Annotated in this window: 17 protein-coding genes and 1 pseudogene; 11 read left to right on the plus strand and 7 right to left on the minus strand. The window is 67.3% G+C overall.

Annotated elements, in window-relative coordinates; all coding sequences use genetic code 11:
* Positions 1–8 precede the first annotated feature (8 nt).
* The 3 genes from motA to msrB all read right to left on the minus strand — a co-directional run bounded on the left by motA (position 9) and on the right by msrB (position 1,969).
* On the minus strand, positions 9–863 hold the full coding sequence (gene motA / locus QRM89_RS16165; protein WP_285448477.1) for a flagellar motor stator protein MotA: 855 nt from the start codon (positions 861–863) through the stop codon (positions 9–11).
* A gap of 110 nt (positions 864–973) precedes the next feature.
* Positions 974–1,423 (minus strand): MliC family protein, encoded by a 450-nt coding sequence (locus tag QRM89_RS16170; RefSeq protein WP_285448478.1) that lies wholly within the window; start codon positions 1,421–1,423, stop codon positions 974–976.
* An 81-nt stretch (positions 1,424–1,504) separates the two neighbouring features.
* Complete coding sequence (gene msrB, locus QRM89_RS16175) at positions 1,505–1,969, minus strand: peptide-methionine (R)-S-oxide reductase MsrB (protein WP_285448479.1); 465 nt, start codon at positions 1,967–1,969, stop codon at positions 1,505–1,507.
* A 302-nt stretch (positions 1,970–2,271) separates the two neighbouring features.
* Here msrB and QRM89_RS16180 point away from each other — a divergent pair, with 302 nt between their 5' ends.
* Positions 2,272–2,700 (plus strand): hypothetical protein, encoded by a 429-nt coding sequence (locus QRM89_RS16180; RefSeq protein ID WP_285448480.1) that lies wholly within the window; start codon positions 2,272–2,274, stop codon positions 2,698–2,700.
* Between the two features lie 390 nt (positions 2,701–3,090).
* Here the strand turns inward: QRM89_RS16180 and QRM89_RS16185 are convergent, their stop codons facing one another.
* Complete coding sequence (locus tag QRM89_RS16185; protein ID WP_005992148.1) at positions 3,091–3,570, minus strand: Lrp/AsnC ligand binding domain-containing protein; 480 nt, start codon at positions 3,568–3,570, stop codon at positions 3,091–3,093.
* A gap of 150 nt (positions 3,571–3,720) precedes the next feature.
* Between QRM89_RS16185 and QRM89_RS16190 the strand changes: the two genes are divergently transcribed.
* The gene (locus QRM89_RS16190) at positions 3,721–5,010 is read left to right on the plus strand and encodes a D-amino acid dehydrogenase (protein ID WP_285448481.1); all 1,290 of its coding nucleotides are present in this window, start codon (positions 3,721–3,723) and stop codon (positions 5,008–5,010) included.
* A complete protein-coding gene (gene alr / locus QRM89_RS16195) occupies positions 5,010–6,092 on the plus strand; it encodes an alanine racemase (protein ID WP_285448482.1) in 1,083 nt (360 codons plus the stop codon). Before QRM89_RS16190 ends, alr begins: the two co-directional genes overlap by 1 nt.
* Positions 6,093–6,244: 152 nt before the next feature.
* Here the strand turns inward: alr and QRM89_RS16200 are convergent, their stop codons facing one another.
* A complete protein-coding gene (locus QRM89_RS16200; RefSeq protein WP_115539548.1) occupies positions 6,245–6,826 on the minus strand; it encodes a DUF3016 domain-containing protein in 582 nt (193 codons plus the stop codon).
* A gap of 245 nt (positions 6,827–7,071) precedes the next feature.
* On the opposite strand from QRM89_RS16200, the gene QRM89_RS16205 reads away from it, so the two are divergent.
* The 5 genes from QRM89_RS16205 (at position 7,072) to QRM89_RS16225 (ending at position 11,799) form a co-directional block, all read left to right on the plus strand.
* Positions 7,072–7,518 (plus strand): hypothetical protein, encoded by a 447-nt coding sequence (locus QRM89_RS16205; protein WP_014506489.1) that lies wholly within the window; start codon positions 7,072–7,074, stop codon positions 7,516–7,518.
* Complete coding sequence (locus QRM89_RS16210) at positions 7,505–7,795, plus strand: hypothetical protein (protein WP_042594577.1); 291 nt, start codon at positions 7,505–7,507, stop codon at positions 7,793–7,795. Before QRM89_RS16205 ends, QRM89_RS16210 begins: the two co-directional genes overlap by 14 nt.
* A gap of 194 nt (positions 7,796–7,989) precedes the next feature.
* The gene (locus QRM89_RS16215; protein ID WP_115531098.1) at positions 7,990–9,933 is read left to right on the plus strand and encodes an ATP-binding protein; all 1,944 of its coding nucleotides are present in this window, start codon (positions 7,990–7,992) and stop codon (positions 9,931–9,933) included.
* Between the two features lie 134 nt (positions 9,934–10,067).
* Positions 10,068–10,376 carry a DUF3247 family protein gene (locus QRM89_RS16220; RefSeq protein ID WP_012439331.1) on the plus strand — a complete coding sequence of 103 codons (309 nt, stop codon included), beginning with the start codon at positions 10,068–10,070 and terminating at the stop codon, positions 10,374–10,376.
* Positions 10,377–10,464: 88 nt separating this feature from the next.
* Entirely contained in the window at positions 10,465–11,799 is a 1,335-nt protein-coding gene (locus QRM89_RS16225; RefSeq protein WP_076056760.1) for a sorbosone dehydrogenase family protein, read from the plus strand.
* A 62-nt stretch (positions 11,800–11,861) separates the two neighbouring features.
* On the opposite strand, the gene QRM89_RS16230 is transcribed toward QRM89_RS16225, so the two are convergent.
* Positions 11,862–12,122: a hypothetical protein gene (locus QRM89_RS16230; protein ID WP_075286194.1), complete on the minus strand. Its 261-nt coding sequence runs from the start codon at positions 12,120–12,122 to the stop codon at positions 11,862–11,864.
* Positions 12,123–12,269: 147 nt separating this feature from the next.
* On the opposite strand from QRM89_RS16230, the gene QRM89_RS16235 reads away from it, so the two are divergent.
* The 3 genes and pseudogenes from QRM89_RS16235 to QRM89_RS16245 all read left to right on the plus strand — a co-directional run bounded on the left by QRM89_RS16235 (position 12,270) and on the right by QRM89_RS16245 (position 14,721).
* On the plus strand, positions 12,270–13,337 hold the full coding sequence (locus QRM89_RS16235) for a class I SAM-dependent methyltransferase (RefSeq protein WP_285448483.1): 1,068 nt from the start codon (positions 12,270–12,272) through the stop codon (positions 13,335–13,337).
* Positions 13,334–14,047, plus strand: a complete 714-nt coding sequence (locus tag QRM89_RS16240) for a pseudouridine synthase (protein ID WP_285448484.1) — start codon at positions 13,334–13,336, stop codon at positions 14,045–14,047. The genes QRM89_RS16235 and QRM89_RS16240 overlap by 4 nt, the downstream gene beginning before the upstream one ends.
* Positions 14,044–14,721 (plus strand): annotated as a pseudogene (locus QRM89_RS16245) (HAD family phosphatase). Before QRM89_RS16240 ends, QRM89_RS16245 begins: the two are co-directional and overlap by 4 nt.
* A gap of 213 nt (positions 14,722–14,934) precedes the next feature.
* Here QRM89_RS16245 and QRM89_RS16250 read toward each other — a convergent pair.
* Complete coding sequence (locus QRM89_RS16250; protein ID WP_114999980.1) at positions 14,935–15,741, minus strand: SDR family oxidoreductase; 807 nt, start codon at positions 15,739–15,741, stop codon at positions 14,935–14,937.
* Positions 15,742–15,796 lie beyond the last annotated feature (55 nt).

Below are 15,796 nucleotides of genomic sequence, written 5' to 3' on the forward strand. Positions count from 1 at the left end.
CCGCGGTCCTACTTGATCGTCTTCAGGTGCGTTTCGAAATCACCGAAGCTCGGGCGCACGTTGGAGGGCAGGGTCTTGCGCGCGAATTCCAGCGCAATCTTCGGGTTGTAGCCGCGCAGGCAGGCCGGCAGCGCGGTCTTGACCGCTTCGTAGATGCGTCCGTCCTGCTCGGCACGCGCTTCCATCGCCGCCGACAACGGCGACACGAAGCCATACGCCAGCAGGATGCCGAGGAAGGTGCCGACCAGTGCGGCGCCGACGTGGTGGCCGATCTCTTCGATCGGCCCGCCAATCGAGCCCATGGTGATCACGATGCCGAGTACGGCCGCCACGATGCCGAAGCCGGGCAGGCCGTCGGACACCTTGCTCAGCGCATGCGCCGGTGCCAGGGCTTCGTGGTGATGCTTTTCCAGTTCCAGCTCGAGCAGCGGCTCCAGCTCGTGCGGCTCGATGTTGCTGCCGATCATCAGGCGCAGGCAGTCGGTGATGAAGTCCAGCAGATGGTGATCGGCCAGCACCTTGGGATAGGTGCCGAAGATGGTGCTGTCCTGCGGCTTTTCGACATGGTCTTCCAGTGCCATGAAGCCGTCGCGGCGGGCCTTGTTCAACAACTCGTAGATCAGACTCAGGGTGTCCTTGTAGTCGTCGGACTTGTACTGCGGGCCCTTGAACACGCCCATGACGCCGGTCAGCGTTTCCTTGACGATCTTGCCTGGCGTGCTCACCAGGAACGCGCCCAGCGCCGCGCCACCGATGATCATCAGCTCGTACGGTTGCCACAACGCGCCCAGCTTTCCGTGCGACAGCACATAGCCGCCGAGGACACTGACGATGACGACGATGAAGCCGATGATGATGAGCATGGCGCAGCCGGGAGCAAGCTAGGGTTGCTGTTTGTTTCGGCCCGGGCGGCGGATTCTTGAAGCGCGTGACGTGAAGATGTGCGCTGCGACTGAACGCATTAGCCCCTGCATCAGCCCACGCCGCTCGCGTCCGCCTGCGTGCATTTGACGGCCTCGCCGCCCGCCAACGTTAGCGTTGCCTCGCCCGCGTGCGCCCAGAAGGCGTTGCCGTGGATGTCCGCGTAGCGGGCGCCAGTCGGGGCGTCGGCATGCGTGAGCAGCAGGGTGCGGCCGTTCACGTTCAGCTGCACGGCCTGGGTCGCCGCATCCGTATGCACGCCCACCATCTGCTCGCCGCAGCGCCACTGCGCAGTGGCCGATGGAGCGGGAGTTGGCGCGGTTGGGGAGACGCCCGCCGGGCGGGGCGGCGGGCCGCCCACGCTGGCGTCGGTGATGGCCGGCGTGCTGCCGGCCGCTGGTGAGTCGGCTGCGGCAGGCGGGCGATCGTTGCCATTGCAGCTTGTCAGGGCTAGGCCCAGGGCGAGCAGGCTGGCCAGGTGTAGCGGGGAGACCGGGTGCATGTGACGCCTCCTGTCGGATCAGGGTGCCGCAGCGCCGGTTGACGCTGCGGGACTGTCAGGACCGGTGCGCCGCCGCGCGCATCAGGCCGGTTGGGTCTCGGCGCCTGCGCGCTGCAGCGGATTGGGCAGCGGCTGGCCGTCTTCGGTGAACGCCAAGGAGACCGAATTGAGGCAGTGGCGCTCGCCGGTGGGCGGCGGACCGTCGGGAAACACGTGGCCCAGATGGCTGTCGCAGCGCGCGCAGACGATTTCAGTGCGGACCATGCCGTAGCTGGTATCGCGGATCTCGCGCACATGCGCCGGGTCGTAGGGCGCAAAGAAGCTGGGCCAACCGGTGCCGGAATCGAACTTGGCATTGGAGCGGAACAATGGCAGCCCGCACAGGCGGCAGGTGTAGATCCCGTCGAGTTTGTTGTCCAGAAACACACCGCAGAACGGGGCCTCGGTGCCGTGGTGCAACAGCACGCGCTGCTCCTCGTCGCTGAGCCCGGCAATTAGGGCATCGCGCTGGGCGGGGGAGGGCGGGGTGAGGTCGAACTGGCTCATGGGGCTCTCGCATGCGCTCGCTGGCGGGGTGCCGGCGCCTGCCCCTGTGATGTGGGCAGTGCGCGCTGGGTTCAACTGCTGGCGCGAAGCCGACCGGCGCGATGGTCGAAACGTTGAGAGTGCAACAGAGACTCAGCGCCCGCGTCGGTACCGATGCCCGGAGATCCTGCGTTAAGGAGCGCTGCGTTTTCGCATGGCGCCGACGTCGCCGAAGCGTTCAGGGCCCGGCGGGGTCCGTGCATTGCCGCCGCGTGCCGGCGGCCCCATTGATAGCCTATCTCTCATGCAACGTGGTGCCCGACATGACGATCCCTTCTTCAACGCGCGGCCTGGTGCTGTGTGGCCTGCTGGCTGCCGCCGGCACGGTACTGGCGCAGTCGGCCACCACCACGCGCTCGTCCAACACCCTGCAGCCCATCACCACGCCCACGCCGGTGCAGCCCACGGTCGCGCCGCCGCGCCCGGTACAGCCAACCCCCACGATGACGCCGGTGCCGTCGCAGCTGGGCCAGCGCCCCAACGCCCCGACCATCCCGACCCGCGGACCGGCACAGACGCCGGTGGCCCCGGCCGGCAGCCAGGTGCCGGCCAGCACGCCGATGGTCTACGACCGCAACGGGCGCTTGCTGCAAGGCATGCAGCCGGCCGGCCCCAACCGCGTGCTGGACACCAAGACCGGCCGCTACTACGACGCAGTACCAGCCGGCGATGGCATGCGCGTGGTGCGCTGAGGGCGCTGTGCGGGCCGCCGCGTGCTGAAGCACGCGGCAGCGATCTGGCTATGCACCACGCAGCTCGCAATGCTTTTAGCGGCGAACTTGCGCGAACTTGCGCGAAACTCGATGCCGGTTCGGCAGGTGGAAGGCAGTCTCGGCAGGTTCGCGGCAACCGACCAACGTCCGCCAGCTTCGACTACGCCGGTAGTTCCACTTCGCCATCAGTCGGCCAGAGGCCCTTAGTCACACCATCCCGTCAAGCATTGCGACCCCGCGGGGCATCTGCGCAATTCGGCCGCTAACCCGCTAACCCGCTAACCCGCTAACCCGCTAACCCGCTACCGGACCGGTCACCGGCCAACCGCGAATCCCGATTCCCCAATCCCGATTCCCGATTCCCCATTCCTACCCCTCAATCGGCAACGCCAGCGTCTCCTTCACTTCTTCCATCACGATGTAGCTCTTGGATTCGCGCACGTGCGGCAAGGTCAGCAAAGTGCTGCCGAGCAACTTGCGGTACGAGGCCATCTCGCTGATGCGGGCCTTGAGCAGGTAATCGAAATCCCCCGAAACCAGATGGCACTCCAGCACGTTGGGCAGCTTGAGCGCGGCGCGGCGGAATTCTTCGAAGATGTCGCCGGATTTGTAGGCCAGGCTGATCTCCACGAACACCAGCAGGCTTGCCTTGAGATAGTGCGGATCCAGTCGCGCGTAATAGCCGGTGATGGCGCCGTCGCGCTCCAGCCGGCGCACGCGTTCGGTGCAGGGCGTGGTGGACAAGCCCACCCGTTCGCCCAGCTCGGTAAAGGAAATCCGGCCCTCCTGCTGCAGGATGCGCAGGATCTTGCGGTCGATCTTGTCCAGCTCACGCGCGCGGGTGGCCATGGGGTCTGTGTCCAGGCGGATTTGACAGGAAGTTTCGCTGCGAAGCGGTGCTGATTCCAGAAATAGCACTGCCTGGCTCGCAATATACTGCGTCTAAACGTCTCCCTCGGCACCTGGTTCTGGGGGAATGCTCTCTTTGAGGAGAACGACATGCGGGTGCTCATTCTCGGTAGCGGCGTCATCGGCACCACCACTGCCTGGTATCTGGCGCAGTCCGGCTGCGAGGTCACCGTGGTGGACCGGCAACCGGCCTCCGGCCTGGAAACCAGCTACGCCAACGCCGGCCAGCTCTCCTTCGGCTACACCTCGCCGTGGGCCGCGCCGGGCGTGCCGGGCAAGGCGGTGAAGTGGCTGTTCGAACAGCACGCACCGCTGTCGATCCGCCCCACCCGCGACCTGCGCCAGCTGGCCTGGCTCAGCCAGATGCTGCGCAACTGCACCGCCGAACGCTACGCGGTGAACAAGGCGCGCATGGTGCGGTTGTCCGACTACAGCCGCGACTGCCTGAACGCGCTGCGCGCCAGCACCGGTATCGAATTCGAAGGCCGTCAACTCGGCACCATCCAGCTGTTCCGCACCCAGCAACAGCTGGACGCGGCCGCGCAGGACATCGAGGTGCTGGCGCAGTACGGCGTGCCCTACGAGCTGCTGTCCCCGGCGCAGATTGCCCAGTACGAGCCCGGCCTGGCCGGCGGTGGCGCGCAGATGGCCGGCGCGCTGCACCTGCCCGAAGACCAGACCGGCGACTGCCGGCTGTTCACCCAGCGCCTGGCCGACCTGGCCACGCAGGCCGGCGTGCAATTCCGCTATGGGCAGCAGATCGAGCGCCTGGAGCATGCGGGCGGCGAAATCACCGGCGTGCAGATCGATGGCCGCCTGGTCACCGCCGACCGCTACGTGCTGGCACTGGGCAGCTACTCGGCCGATCTGCTGCTGTCGCTGGGCCTGCATCTGCCGGTGTACCCGCTCAAGGGCTATTCGCTGACCATCCCGATCGTGGACGCGCAACGCGCGCCAACTTCCACGGTGCTGGACGAGAGTTACAAGATTGCGCTGACCCGCTTCGATGAGCGCATCCGCGTCGGGGGCATGGCCGAGGTGGCCGGCTTCGACCTGTCGTTGAATCCGCGCCGCCGCGCCACCCTGGAAATGGTGGTCAACGACCTGTTCCCCGGTGCCGGCGATCTGGCCCAGGCCGAGTTCTGGACGGGCCTGCGCCCGGCCACGCCGGACGGCACCCCGGTGGTGGGCGCCACGCCGTACGCCAACCTGTTCCTCAACACCGGCCACGGCACGCTGGGCTGGACCATGGCCTGCGGCTCCGGTCGCTACCTGGCCGACCTGATGCAGGGCCGCACGCCCGAGATCGATACCGAAGGCCTGGATGTGTTCCGTTATCTGTCCACGCGCAGCACGCGCCCGCACCGGGAGGCCGCGTAGTGCGTCCTGCGCAAGCGTTGATCGACCTGGACGCGTTGCGTCACAACTACCGCCTGGCCCGGCAACTGGGCGGCGGCAAGGCATTGGCGGTGGTCAAGGCCGACGCCTACGGCCACGGCGCGGTGCGCTGTGCGCAGGCGCTGGAACCGGAGGCCGACGGCTTCGCCGTGGCCTGCATCGAAGAAGCGCTGGAGCTGCGCCAGGCCGGCGTGCGCGCGCCGGTCCTGCTGCTGGAAGGTTTTTTCGAGCATGACGAGCTGGCGCTGATTGCCGAACACGATCTATGGACGGTGGTCGCCACGCCATGGCAGGTGCGCGCGCTGGCCGAGTTCCGCAGCCCGCGCCCCTTGCGGGTGTGGTTGAAGCTGGACAGCGGCATGCATCGGCTCGGCCTGTCCCCGGAGGATTTCCGCGCCGCATGGCTGCATTTGCGCGGCTTGCCGCAGATCGACTCGCTGGTGCTGATGACGCACCTGGCACAGGCCGACGAGCTGGAGTGCAGCCGCACCGACGAACAGGCCGTGGCGTTCGCGCTGACCTGCGGCGGCATGCGTGCGGAAACCAGCCTGCGCAATTCGCCCGGCCTGCTTGGCTGGCCAGCGCTGCGCAACGATTGGTCGCGCCCGGGGCTGATGCTGTACGGCGCCAACCCGTTCCCGCAGCCGACCGAGCTCACCGCGCAACTGCGCCCGGTGATGACGGTGCGCTCGCGCATCATCAGCGTGCGCGACCTGCCGGCCGGCGAGCCGGTTGGCTATGGTGCGCGCTTCGTTGCCGAACGGCCCACGCGCGTGGGCGTGGTGGCGATGGGCTACGCCGACGGCTACCCGCAGTTCGCGCCCAACGGCACGCCAGTGCTGGTGGATGGCAAGGTGTGCCCGCTGATCGGCCGTGTGTCGATGGACATGCTCACCGTGGATCTCACCGAGCATCCGCAGGCCGATGTGGGAACGCCCGTGCAACTGTGGGGCGACACGCCGCAGGTGAGCACGTTGGCCGCGCAGTGCAATGTCAGTGCATATCAGCTGCTGTGTGGACTCAAGCGCGTTCCGCGTCACTACAGCGCCCCTGCACACGCGTAACGCCGCTGCGCGCTAACAACACTGCTTCGCAGGCTTGAGCTGTAGGACGTGGCAGTGGATGCCCAGATCAACACGACCACACGACAACGGCGCTCTGAGGCGCCGTTGTCTGTTCCAGCATGGCGTGCGTGTCGCGCTTTGCGCGCGCTGCATCAGCGCTGCGCGGTGTCCCGGTCACGATCGCCGCGGAACTGCTTGCGCACCCAGTCGTCGATCATCGCTTTCTCGAACCGCAGCGGGTCGGTGTCGTTCATGCGCGGGCCGCTCATCAGGAACGCCGAATCCACCAGCTTGCGTTCGCCCTGGTCGATCACCGCGCCACTGGCATCGGTCAACGTGTATTCGAAGCTCATGCGCGGCGGGTAGATGTCCTTGACCACGCGCACGTCCTGCATGCGTGGGCCATGCCATGGCTCGTACTGGCCGGCGCGGCGGATATCGGTGATGGTCACGCTGAGGCGCTGGCCGTCCGGCAGCTGCCGCTCGGCGCTGCGCTGGAAATAGGTGGCCAGCTGGGTCACCCAATCGCCGCGCTGCGCTTCCCAGCGGTTGCCGCTGTAGCGGATATCGGAGAACTGCGCCGGGTCGGTCCAGCGCACCTGCACCGGGCCATCGTTGGACAGGGCGCGCGGGGCATCCGGATCGGTCACGTTGCGCACCCCGGCGGTGGCCCCGGTGCTGGCAAGCAGGCCGGCGAGCAGCAGGCTCGCGCTGGACACAAGCAAACGTTTCATGGAAAGCCTCCAGAAGAGATGGCCGGCAACGCCGGGCACAGGATCAGTGTGGGGCCGGCCTGCACGCCCCGCAACGCGCGCTGCGCCTGGGGCTGGCATGGCGTTGCCGCCCGGTTAATGCAGCTGGCTGCGGTGCTGACGGCGGGTTCACCAAGCCTGCGCTTCCGCTTCACGGCCCAGCCCGGAAGATCGCTGCCATGGATACCTACCCCCGCACAAAATCAGCCTCCTCGGCGCCGGCACACATGCCGTCGGACGTGCGACTGCAGTTCATCGATTGGGCAAAGCAGCACGGCCACAATCCGGCCACCGGCGCTGCCGCCTTCGTGGCCCTGCAGAGCGACCTCGACCTGGACATGGCCACCCGCAGCATGCCGCTGGAACCGGGCGCCGACGCCCGCGAAGCATTGCGCGAACATCTGGCCGCACTGGCGCGCCAGGTTGATGTGGCCGTGCAGTTTCCACCCGTGTACGCCTACACCTCGGCCACCGGCGCGGAGTACCGCTACTCGCTGATGCTGGTCATCGCCGAGGATTGTGTGGAGTGGACCGGGCGCGTCTGGCAGGGCCTGGACTACCAGGGAATGCTGACCGGCCGCGGCCAGGGCCCGCGCGCCAATTACACCCAGCTCGCACGCATGGCGCTGGAGCGCGAACTCGACCAGGAGCGGCCGCGTTATGTCCAGTCCTGATCTGGAACTCATCCTGCCGCAAGGGGCGCATGTCGCCGATGCGGATGACAGCTTTAGCCAGCAGTGCCGCGATGAATGCGCCCGGCTCGGTCTGTCGCGGGTGCGCCTGCTGCTGCTGGACGCCGACTACGCGCGTTCGGGCCTGTGGCGCGAAGAGGCGCAGCGCTGGGTGGACGAGCAACTGCGGCGCGAAGGTGAATGGGCATTTCGCGGCTTGGTGGCCGGCATCATGCTGCTGAGCGCAGGTATCGTGGTGGTGGCTGCTCTGCTCTGGTAGCAGGGCGGCAGGCTGGGCGATCCTGCGGCGCGCGAGCGCGGTGTGCACCCGCCGACGACATCGGACATGGTTTCATCCGCTCGTCATCCGCCCTGGCATCACCCGTGGACCCTGATTTGAGCACTTCAGCCCTCAGCCCCGAATCGATCGTCGCCGCATCGGCGCCCGTCGCAGAGCCGACGCTGGATTCGGGCATGTACCGCGAAATCTTCGACAACGTGGACGCCGGCTTCTGCATCATCGACATGGTGTTTGAAGGCGACCGGCCCACCGATTACATCTTCCGCGTCACCAACGAGGCGTTCCAGCGCTACACCGGCCTGTCCGAGGTCGCCAATGTCTCGATGCGCAGCCTGCGCGCCGATCATGAGCAGGAATGGTTCGACCGTTACGGGCATGTGGCGCTGACCGGCAATCGCATCCATTTCGAAATGCAGGCCAAGGCGCTGAACCGCTGGTACTCGGTGGACGCGTTTCGGGTGGGGCCGCCGGAGCTCAAGCGGGTGGCCGTGCTGTTCATGGACATCACCGAGCGCAAGCGCGTGGAGCGCGAGCTGGCCGAGAGCGAGGCGCGCTTCAGCGCGCTGGCGGACGGGCTGCCGATGCCGGTCTGGGTGCTCGATGCGCAAGGCGTGGTGCGTTTCGTCAATAGCGCCTATGGCGAATTTTTCGGCGTGGATATTTCCAGCGGCACCGTGTCGGCCTGGAGCGAGTTGCTGCATCCGGAAGACGTGCCGGTGTTCCAGTTTGAACTGGCGGCCTCGCTGGAAGAACAGCGCGGCCTGCACGCGCTGGTGCGCGCGCGCCGGCACGACGGGCAGTGGCGCTGGATCGAAATGACCGCCACGCCGCGTTATTCGGCCGACGGCCGTTTCATCGGCCTGGCGGGCAGCAGCCCGGACGTGACCGAACAGCGCGAAATCGCCCTGGCGCGTGAGCAACTGCTCGAATCCGAGCGCAGCGCGCGCAACGAGGCAGAGAGCATGGCGCGGCTCAAGGACGAGTTCCTGGCCACGTTGTCGCACGAGTTGCGCACGCCGCTCACCACCATCCTGGGCTGGAGCGAGCTGCTGTTGCAGCGGGTCGAAGAGGGCCACCCGAACTACAAGGGCCTGTCGGTCATCGCCAGCAGCGCCCGCGCGCAAAAACGCCTGATCTCCGACATGCTCGACCTCAGCAGCATGCTGCTGGGCAAGGTGCAGCTGGAAGTGGAATCGCTGGATCTGGCCGAGCAGGTGCGCGAAGCCCTGGGCGCGCAGGAGCCGGTGGCCGAGGGCAAGGATCAGGTCCTGCAGCTGCATGTGCCGCCCACGCCGTGTCTGGTGCTGGGCGATGCCACGCGGCTGCAGCAGGTGTTCTGGAATCTGCTGTCCAACGCGATCAAGTTCACGCCCGCGCACGGCCGCATCGATGTGACCGTGGAGCACGACGACGGCCACTTCATCGTTTCGGTGCGCGATTCCGGCGACGGCATCGCTTCGGAATTCCTGCCGCATCTGTTCGGCCGGTTCCGCCAGGCCGACGCCACCACCACCCGCCAGCACGGCGGCCTGGGCCTGGGCCTGGCCATCGTGCAGCAGCTGGTGGAAATGCACGGCGGCCAGGTCGGCGCCACCAGCGGCGGGCGCGGCAAGGGAGCCACCTTCACCGTGCGCCTGCCCGAGCATCAGCCCGACCAGGCCAAGCGGCCGCGGCGTGAACTGCGTCGGCGGCTGATGTCCGAACAGATCGTGGAAGCGCGCGCGCTCAACGGCCTGCGCTTGCTGGCGGTGGAAGACCAGCCGGACATGCTCGACTATCTGCGCCGCCTGCTGGAAGAGCAGGGCGCCGAAGTGGTGACCGCCGGCAGCGCCACCGATGCGTTGGCCCTGATCGACCACCGTGGCTATGCACGCTTCGATCTGATGCTCACCGACATCGGCATGCCGGGCATGGACGGCTACGGGCTGATCCGCACCGTGCGCGAGAACATGGGCCTGGATGCGACCGCATTGCCGGCGGTGGCGGTCACTGCGTTGGCACGCGACGACGATCGCCAGCGCGCGCTGGCCTCCGGCTTTCAGGAACATCTGGCCAAGCCGTATAGCGTGGCGCAGTTGGTGACCGCGGTACGCGCCGCGCGCGAACCGGCCGAATGATGCAGTGCGCTTGATGCGATGCGGCCGGGTTGCCGCATCGCATCGTGTCGCTTCGACAACGCAACTCCATGCGTTTGCTGCATCGTTCACGGCCGATGGCCTAGCGTGCGGGCTCCCCTTTCGGAGATCGCGCGATGCCCAAATACGCCCCCCATGTCTATACCGAACAGGCGCAGATCGCCACGCTGGAGCATTGGGTGAAGCTGCTCGACGGGCAGGAACGCGTGCGCATCGAGCTGGACGACGGCAGCATGATCGCCGGCACCGTGGCGGTGCGTCCCACCATCCAGACCTATCGCGACGAACAGGAACGCGAAGGCAGCAATGGCCAGTTGCGCATCGACCATCTGGATGCCTCGCAGGAGCCGCAATGGATCTGGATGGATCGCATCGTGGCGGTGCATCCGATGCCGCTGGGCGCCGACCCGCAAGTCATGCCCTGACAGGCGGCCTTTACAGGGTGTTTACTTCTCGCAGGCGCGTCACCGGCATCATGCCCGACTGTCGCAACTGTTCAGGATTCCGCCCGCAATGAATGCTCCCGTCTTGAAGCTCGCCCGTTGGCCGCTGCCGCTGCTGACCGTCGCCGTGCTCGCCGCCTGCGGCGATACCGCCACGCTTGAGATCGCACAGGGCACCGGGCCGAATCCGCAATTGCCCGAACCGGTGAAACGGCTGATCCCCACCGTCAAGGTAGCGCCGGTCAAGCGCTGGGCCGCCAACGCCAAGCCGATCGCCGCCGACGATCTGCAGGTCAATGCGTTCGCGCGTGATCTGGATCACCCGCGCTGGGTGTATGTGCTGCCCAACGGCGACGTGCTGGTGGCCGAAACCGCCGAACCGCCCAAGCCCGACGATGCCGGCGGCGGTGGCCTGCGCAAGAAGGTGCAGGGCGCGATGATGAAGAAAGCCGGCGCGGTGGTGCCCAGCGCCAACCGCATCACCTTGCTGCGCGATGCCGATGGCGACGGTGTGGCAGAAGTGCGCACGCAGTTCATCAGCGGCCTGTTTTCGCCGTTCGGCATGGCGCTGGTGGGCGATCGTTTCTACGTGGCCAATGCCGATGCGCTGGTGAGTTTTCCGTACGCGCCCGGCGACACCCACATCACCGCCAAGCCGACCTTCGTGGCCAATTTGCCGGGCGGCCTCAACCATCACTGGACCAAGTCGCTGCTGGCCAGCGCCGATGGCAGCAAGCTGTATGTGGGCGTGGGTTCCAACAGCAACGTGGCAGAGAACGGCATGGAGGCCGAGCTCAATCGCGCTGCCATCCTGGAGATCGACCCGGCCACCGGCAGCAGCCGCGTGTTCGCCAGCGGCCTGCGCAACCCGGTCGGCACCGCCTGGGAGCCGCAGAGCCAATCCTTATGGGTGGTGGTCAACGAGCGCGATGAAATCGGCAGCGATCTGGTGCCCGATTACCTCACCTCGGTGCGCGACGGCGGTTTCTACGGCTGGCCGTACAGCTACTACGGGCAGCACGTGGACGAACGCGTGGAGCCGCAGAATGCCGAGCTGGTGGCCAAGGCGATCAAGCCGGATTATGCGCTGGGCCCGCACACCGCCTCGCTGGGGCTGAGTTTTGCCAGCGGTAGTTTGTTGCCACAGCGTTTCCGGCAGGGCGCCTTCATCGGCCAGCATGGCTCGTGGAATCGCGACCCGCCCAGTGGCTACAAGGTCATCTTCGTGCCGTTTGCCAATGGCAAACCCGCCGGCAACCCGATTACGGTGTTGGATGGCTTCCTGGATGCCGAAGGCAATGCCCAGGGCCGGCCGGTCGGTGTGACGCCGGACAACAGCGGCGCGCTGCTGGTGGCGGATGATGTGGGCAACGTGATCTGGCGGGTGACGCCGAAAACGCGCTGAGGCTGGCGCGGCACAAAAAAACCGGGCAGTGCCCGGTTTTTTGATGCGCGTGCGGTGGGCCGCTAGCGCGGTGCTTCCGGAGAGGCATTGAAGCGGCGGGCATAGTCGCGTTCTTCGCTGATCCGAGCAACTTCCTCATCGGCCATTTCCGGCGCTCCATACACGGCATAGGCCACGCTGCCGTCGTCGCGTTCACCGACCTGATGCAGCCGGTAGCGGGGCCGCCCGGCGCCGGTGTTTTCCGGGTAATGCATCGGTGGCGGGGTGTCGTCCAGGTCCATCTCGCTGTTGTCTACAACTCCACCTACGAACAGGGCTCGCATTGCGTATCTCCGGTGTGGGCGTAGCTGCAGCCTAGGTCGGTGGATGTTGCGTGGGCATCAATGCCCCGTATAGGCGCCGCAACGAGCGCGGCAGGCAGCCGGCACCGGTCCCTTACAATGGGGGCCTGTTCCTGACCCGATGATCCGATGGCTGGCCCGCACGATGCTCCGCTTCAAGCCCTGTTCCTGCCGTTCGCGCAAGGGGTGCTGTCCTGGCCACAAGGCCCGGTGCTGTTCCTGCGCGCGCGCGACGGCTGGCCGCTGCGCGAGCATGCCGTGGCCGAGGTGCTGACCTGCGAACAAAGCTTCCGCCCGTTCGCCGAGGCGCTGGAGCGCAGCGGCTGGCAGGTGCGCGAGGAAACCGAGATCGAGGCCGACGCCACCCGCTATGCGATGGTGCTGGTGCTGCCGCCCCGCCAGCGCGAAGAGGCCCGCGCCCTGTTTGCGCGTGCGGTGGCGCTGACCGCCCCCGGCGGCTGCGTGGTGGCCTGCCAATCCAACAACGAGGGTGCGCGCTCGGGCGAGGCCGATCTGCGCCAGCTCACCGGCCTGGCCGGCAGCCTCACCAAGCATCACTGCCGCACGTACTGGAGCGGCCCGCTGCCGGGCAGCACCGATGCGGCCTTGCAGGCGCGCTGGGCGGCACTGGATGCGCCGCGCAAGATCCTGGACGGGCGCTTCGTCAGCCGCCCCGGCGTGTTCGCCTGGGACCGCATCGACCCGGCGTCGGCGTTGCTGGTCGAGCATCTGCCAACCACCCTTGCCGGCCATGGCGCCGATCTGGGCGCCGGCTTCGGCTATCTCTCCGCCGAAGTGCTGGCGCGGTGCCCCAAGGTCACCGCACTGGATGTCTACGAAGCCGAAGCGCGCGCGCTGAACCTGGCGCGGCGCAACCTGCAAGGCAGCGCGCATCCGGCGCAGCTGCAGTACCACTGGCGCGATGTCACCGCCGGGCTGGCCGCGCAGTACGACTTCATTGTCAGCAACCCGCCGTTCCACACCCCCTCGCGCGCAGACCGGCCGGACATCGGGCAACGCTTCATCGCGGTGGCCGCGCAGGCGCTGCGCCCGGGCGGGCAATTGCTGCTGGTGGCCAACCGGCATCTGCCCTATGAGCAGGTGCTCAACGACAGCTTTGGCCAGGTCCGCGTGGCGGCCGAGCGCGATGGCTTCAAGCTGATCGCCGCCGTGCGCGGGCGTGGAGCGCGCGCATGAAGCTGGTCAAGCACATTGCCAATCTCGGCTATGGCAGCCGCAAGCAGGTGACGCAGCTGTTCCGGCAGGGCGCCATCACCGATGCGGCCGGCGAGGTGTTGTACGCCGACGATCAGGTGGACCACGCCGCGATCCGCATCGATGGCGAGCCACTGGATCCGCCGCCCGGCTTCAGCGTGCTGCTGCACAAACCCAGCGGCTACACCTGCTCGACCAAGGACACCGGCCGGCTCATCTATGAGCTGCTGCCACCGCGCTTTCGCCTGCGTGCGCCGGTGCTGGCGCCGGTGGGGCGGCTGGATCGCGAGACCAGCGGCATGTTGCTGATGACCGACGACGGCGCGCTGCTGCACCGGATCATTTCGCCCAAATCCGCGCTGGACAAGGTCTACGACGTCACGTTGGCCGAGGACCTGCGCGGCGATGAGGCGGCCTTGTTCGCCAGCGGGACGCTGCTGCTGGAAGGCGAAATCAAGCCGCTGCTGCCGGCCGAGCTGGAGGTGCTGGGCGCGCGTCAGGCCCGGCTGACCCTGCATGAAGGCCGCTACCACCAGGTACGCCGCATGTTCGCCGCGGCCGGCAACCACGTGGTGGCGTTGCACCGCAGCCGCATCGGCGGGTTGTCGCTGGATGGGCTGGACGCCGGGCAATGGCGCACGGTGGGTCCGGAGGATCTGGACGTGTTGTTCGGGCGCGGTGACGCCGCATGACCGCCGCCACGCCGCTGCCGTTCTGGCCGCAGGCGGTGATCTTCGACATGGATGGCCTGATGCTCGACAGCGAGCGCGCCATCACCGCCTGCCTGTCACAGGCCGCCGACGAGCATGGGCTGCAGATCGAGCCCGCATTCTGGCTGCGCATGGTCGGCACCGGTGATGCCGCGTGCCGGCGCCTGCTTGGCGAGCGCATCGGCACCGCGGCCATGGAACACGTGCTGGCGCGCTGCCAAGGCTTGTACGACGCCGCGGTCAGCGCGGGCATTGCGCATCGGCCCGGCATCATCGCGTTGCTGGAGTTCCTCAACGCGCACGGCATGCCGCGTGCGGTGGCCACCTCCACCCAGCGCCCGCTCGCGTTGCGCAAGCTGGCTGCCTCCGATCTGTTGTGGCGTTTCGATGCGGTGTGCACCGCCAGCGATGTCGCGCACCCAAAGCCGGCGCCGGATATCTAGTTGCTGGCCGCCCGCACGCTGGGCGTGGACCCTGCGCAGTGCCTGGTGTTGGAAGATTCACCCACCGGCGTGCGTGCTGCACTCGCGGCGGGCATGACCCCGATCCAAGTGCCGGACCTGCTCGCACCCGATGCGGAGGTGCGTGCGCTCGGCCATCGCATCGTTGCCTCGTTGATGGATGCGCAAACCTTGCTGGAAGCGCGGCTGGCCTGAGATGGTGTGGTTGGTGCGGTGGTGGTAATCGCGCCACGGCTCCAACGTTCGTCATCGCTGCGCAGTTGCGCGTGCGATGTTTGCTCTAGTGCAGGTGGTGATGTGTCGCAGCGATTGGCTGATTGGCAATGCCTAGTCACCGCTACGTGCGCTGCAGCGGATACGCAACCAACCTGTGTCTAGATAAAACGCACCGCCTCAGACGGTGCCGCCTCAGACGTACTGCATCTTGCGCGACATGCCGCCGTCGACAATGAAGTCCTGCCCGGTCACAAAGCCCGATAGCTGCGGCGCCAGCAGATATACCGCCAATTGCGCGATGTCCTCCGGCGTGCCGACGCGGCCAACCGGATGCTGGGCATGATCGCGCCGCGAGAGCTTGGGTGCGCGCCGCCGCGCCGGTGCACGCCAGGCATCGGTACTGATCCAGCCGGGGCTGATGCTGTTGACGCGCACCTGCGGGCCTTCGCTCAGTGCCAGCGCATGCGTCATCGCTACCAGGCCACCTTTGGCGGCGGCATACGCTTCGCTATGGGGTTCGGATTGCCAGGCGCGCGTGGAGGCGATGTTGACGATGGCGCCGCCATCGGCCGCTTTTGCGAGCGCGGGCAGGGCATGCTTGCTGCACAGGAACGCACCATGCAGGCTCGAGAGCCGGCGCTGCCATTCCTGCCATTCCAGTTGCGCCAGCGCGGCGATATGCGGGTCCGGAACGCCGGCGTTATTGACCAGGCCGTCGAGCCGCCCGAAACGTTTGAGCGCGGTGGCGACCAGGCGCGCGGCATGTGGTTCGCGCGCGGCGTCGGCACGCACGAAGGCGCTGCGGCGCGGCAGTGCCCAGTCCTGCAGGCAGGCCTTGCCCGCATCGGCATCCAGATCGCCAATCACCACGCTGCCGCCGGCACCGAGCACGGCCTGCGCAATGCCGCGGCCAATGCCTTGCGCACCACCGGTGATGATCACCACGCGGTCCTGCAGCGGTGCGGGATTCCAGGCGGAAACAGCGGGAACCAGAGCCATGGCGTGCAATTGCGTCAGCGAACGGGAATTCCACTGTAACCGTTGCGATGTCAGC

Source organism: Xanthomonas sp. LMC-A-07 (assembly GCF_030208825.1).
GTDB classification, from domain to species: domain Bacteria; phylum Pseudomonadota; class Gammaproteobacteria; order Xanthomonadales; family Xanthomonadaceae; genus Xanthomonas; species Xanthomonas campestris.

Excerpts from the sequence above, each read along its gene's own strand:
- motA (WP_285448477.1), bottom strand. The coding sequence starts at position 863 with ATGCTCATCATCATCGGCTTCATCGTCGTCATCGTCAGTGTCCTCGGC.
- QRM89_RS16170 (WP_285448478.1), bottom strand. The coding sequence starts at position 1,423 with ATGCACCCGGTCTCCCCGCTACACCTGGCCAGCCTGCTCGCCCTGGGC.
- msrB (WP_285448479.1), bottom strand. The coding sequence starts at position 1,969 with ATGAGCCAGTTCGACCTCACCCCGCCCTCCCCCGCCCAGCGCGATGCC.
- QRM89_RS16180 (WP_285448480.1), top strand. The coding sequence starts at position 2,272 with ATGACGATCCCTTCTTCAACGCGCGGCCTGGTGCTGTGTGGCCTGCTG.
- QRM89_RS16185 (WP_005992148.1), bottom strand. The coding sequence starts at position 3,570 with ATGGCCACCCGCGCGCGTGAGCTGGACAAGATCGACCGCAAGATCCTG.
- QRM89_RS16190 (WP_285448481.1), top strand. The coding sequence starts at position 3,721 with ATGCGGGTGCTCATTCTCGGTAGCGGCGTCATCGGCACCACCACTGCC.
- QRM89_RS16200 (WP_115539548.1), bottom strand. The coding sequence starts at position 6,826 with ATGAAACGTTTGCTTGTGTCCAGCGCGAGCCTGCTGCTCGCCGGCCTG.
- QRM89_RS16205 (WP_014506489.1), top strand. The coding sequence starts at position 7,072 with ATGCCGTCGGACGTGCGACTGCAGTTCATCGATTGGGCAAAGCAGCAC.
- QRM89_RS16210 (WP_042594577.1), top strand. The coding sequence starts at position 7,505 with ATGTCCAGTCCTGATCTGGAACTCATCCTGCCGCAAGGGGCGCATGTC.
- QRM89_RS16215 (WP_115531098.1), top strand. The coding sequence starts at position 7,990 with ATGTACCGCGAAATCTTCGACAACGTGGACGCCGGCTTCTGCATCATC.
- QRM89_RS16220 (WP_012439331.1), top strand. The coding sequence starts at position 10,068 with ATGCCCAAATACGCCCCCCATGTCTATACCGAACAGGCGCAGATCGCC.
- QRM89_RS16225 (WP_076056760.1), top strand. The coding sequence starts at position 10,465 with ATGAATGCTCCCGTCTTGAAGCTCGCCCGTTGGCCGCTGCCGCTGCTG.
- QRM89_RS16230 (WP_075286194.1), bottom strand. The coding sequence starts at position 12,122 with ATGCGAGCCCTGTTCGTAGGTGGAGTTGTAGACAACAGCGAGATGGAC.
- QRM89_RS16235 (WP_285448483.1), top strand. The coding sequence starts at position 12,270 with ATGGCTGGCCCGCACGATGCTCCGCTTCAAGCCCTGTTCCTGCCGTTC.
- QRM89_RS16240 (WP_285448484.1), top strand. The coding sequence starts at position 13,334 with ATGAAGCTGGTCAAGCACATTGCCAATCTCGGCTATGGCAGCCGCAAG.
- QRM89_RS16250 (WP_114999980.1), bottom strand. The coding sequence starts at position 15,741 with ATGGCTCTGGTTCCCGCTGTTTCCGCCTGGAATCCCGCACCGCTGCAG.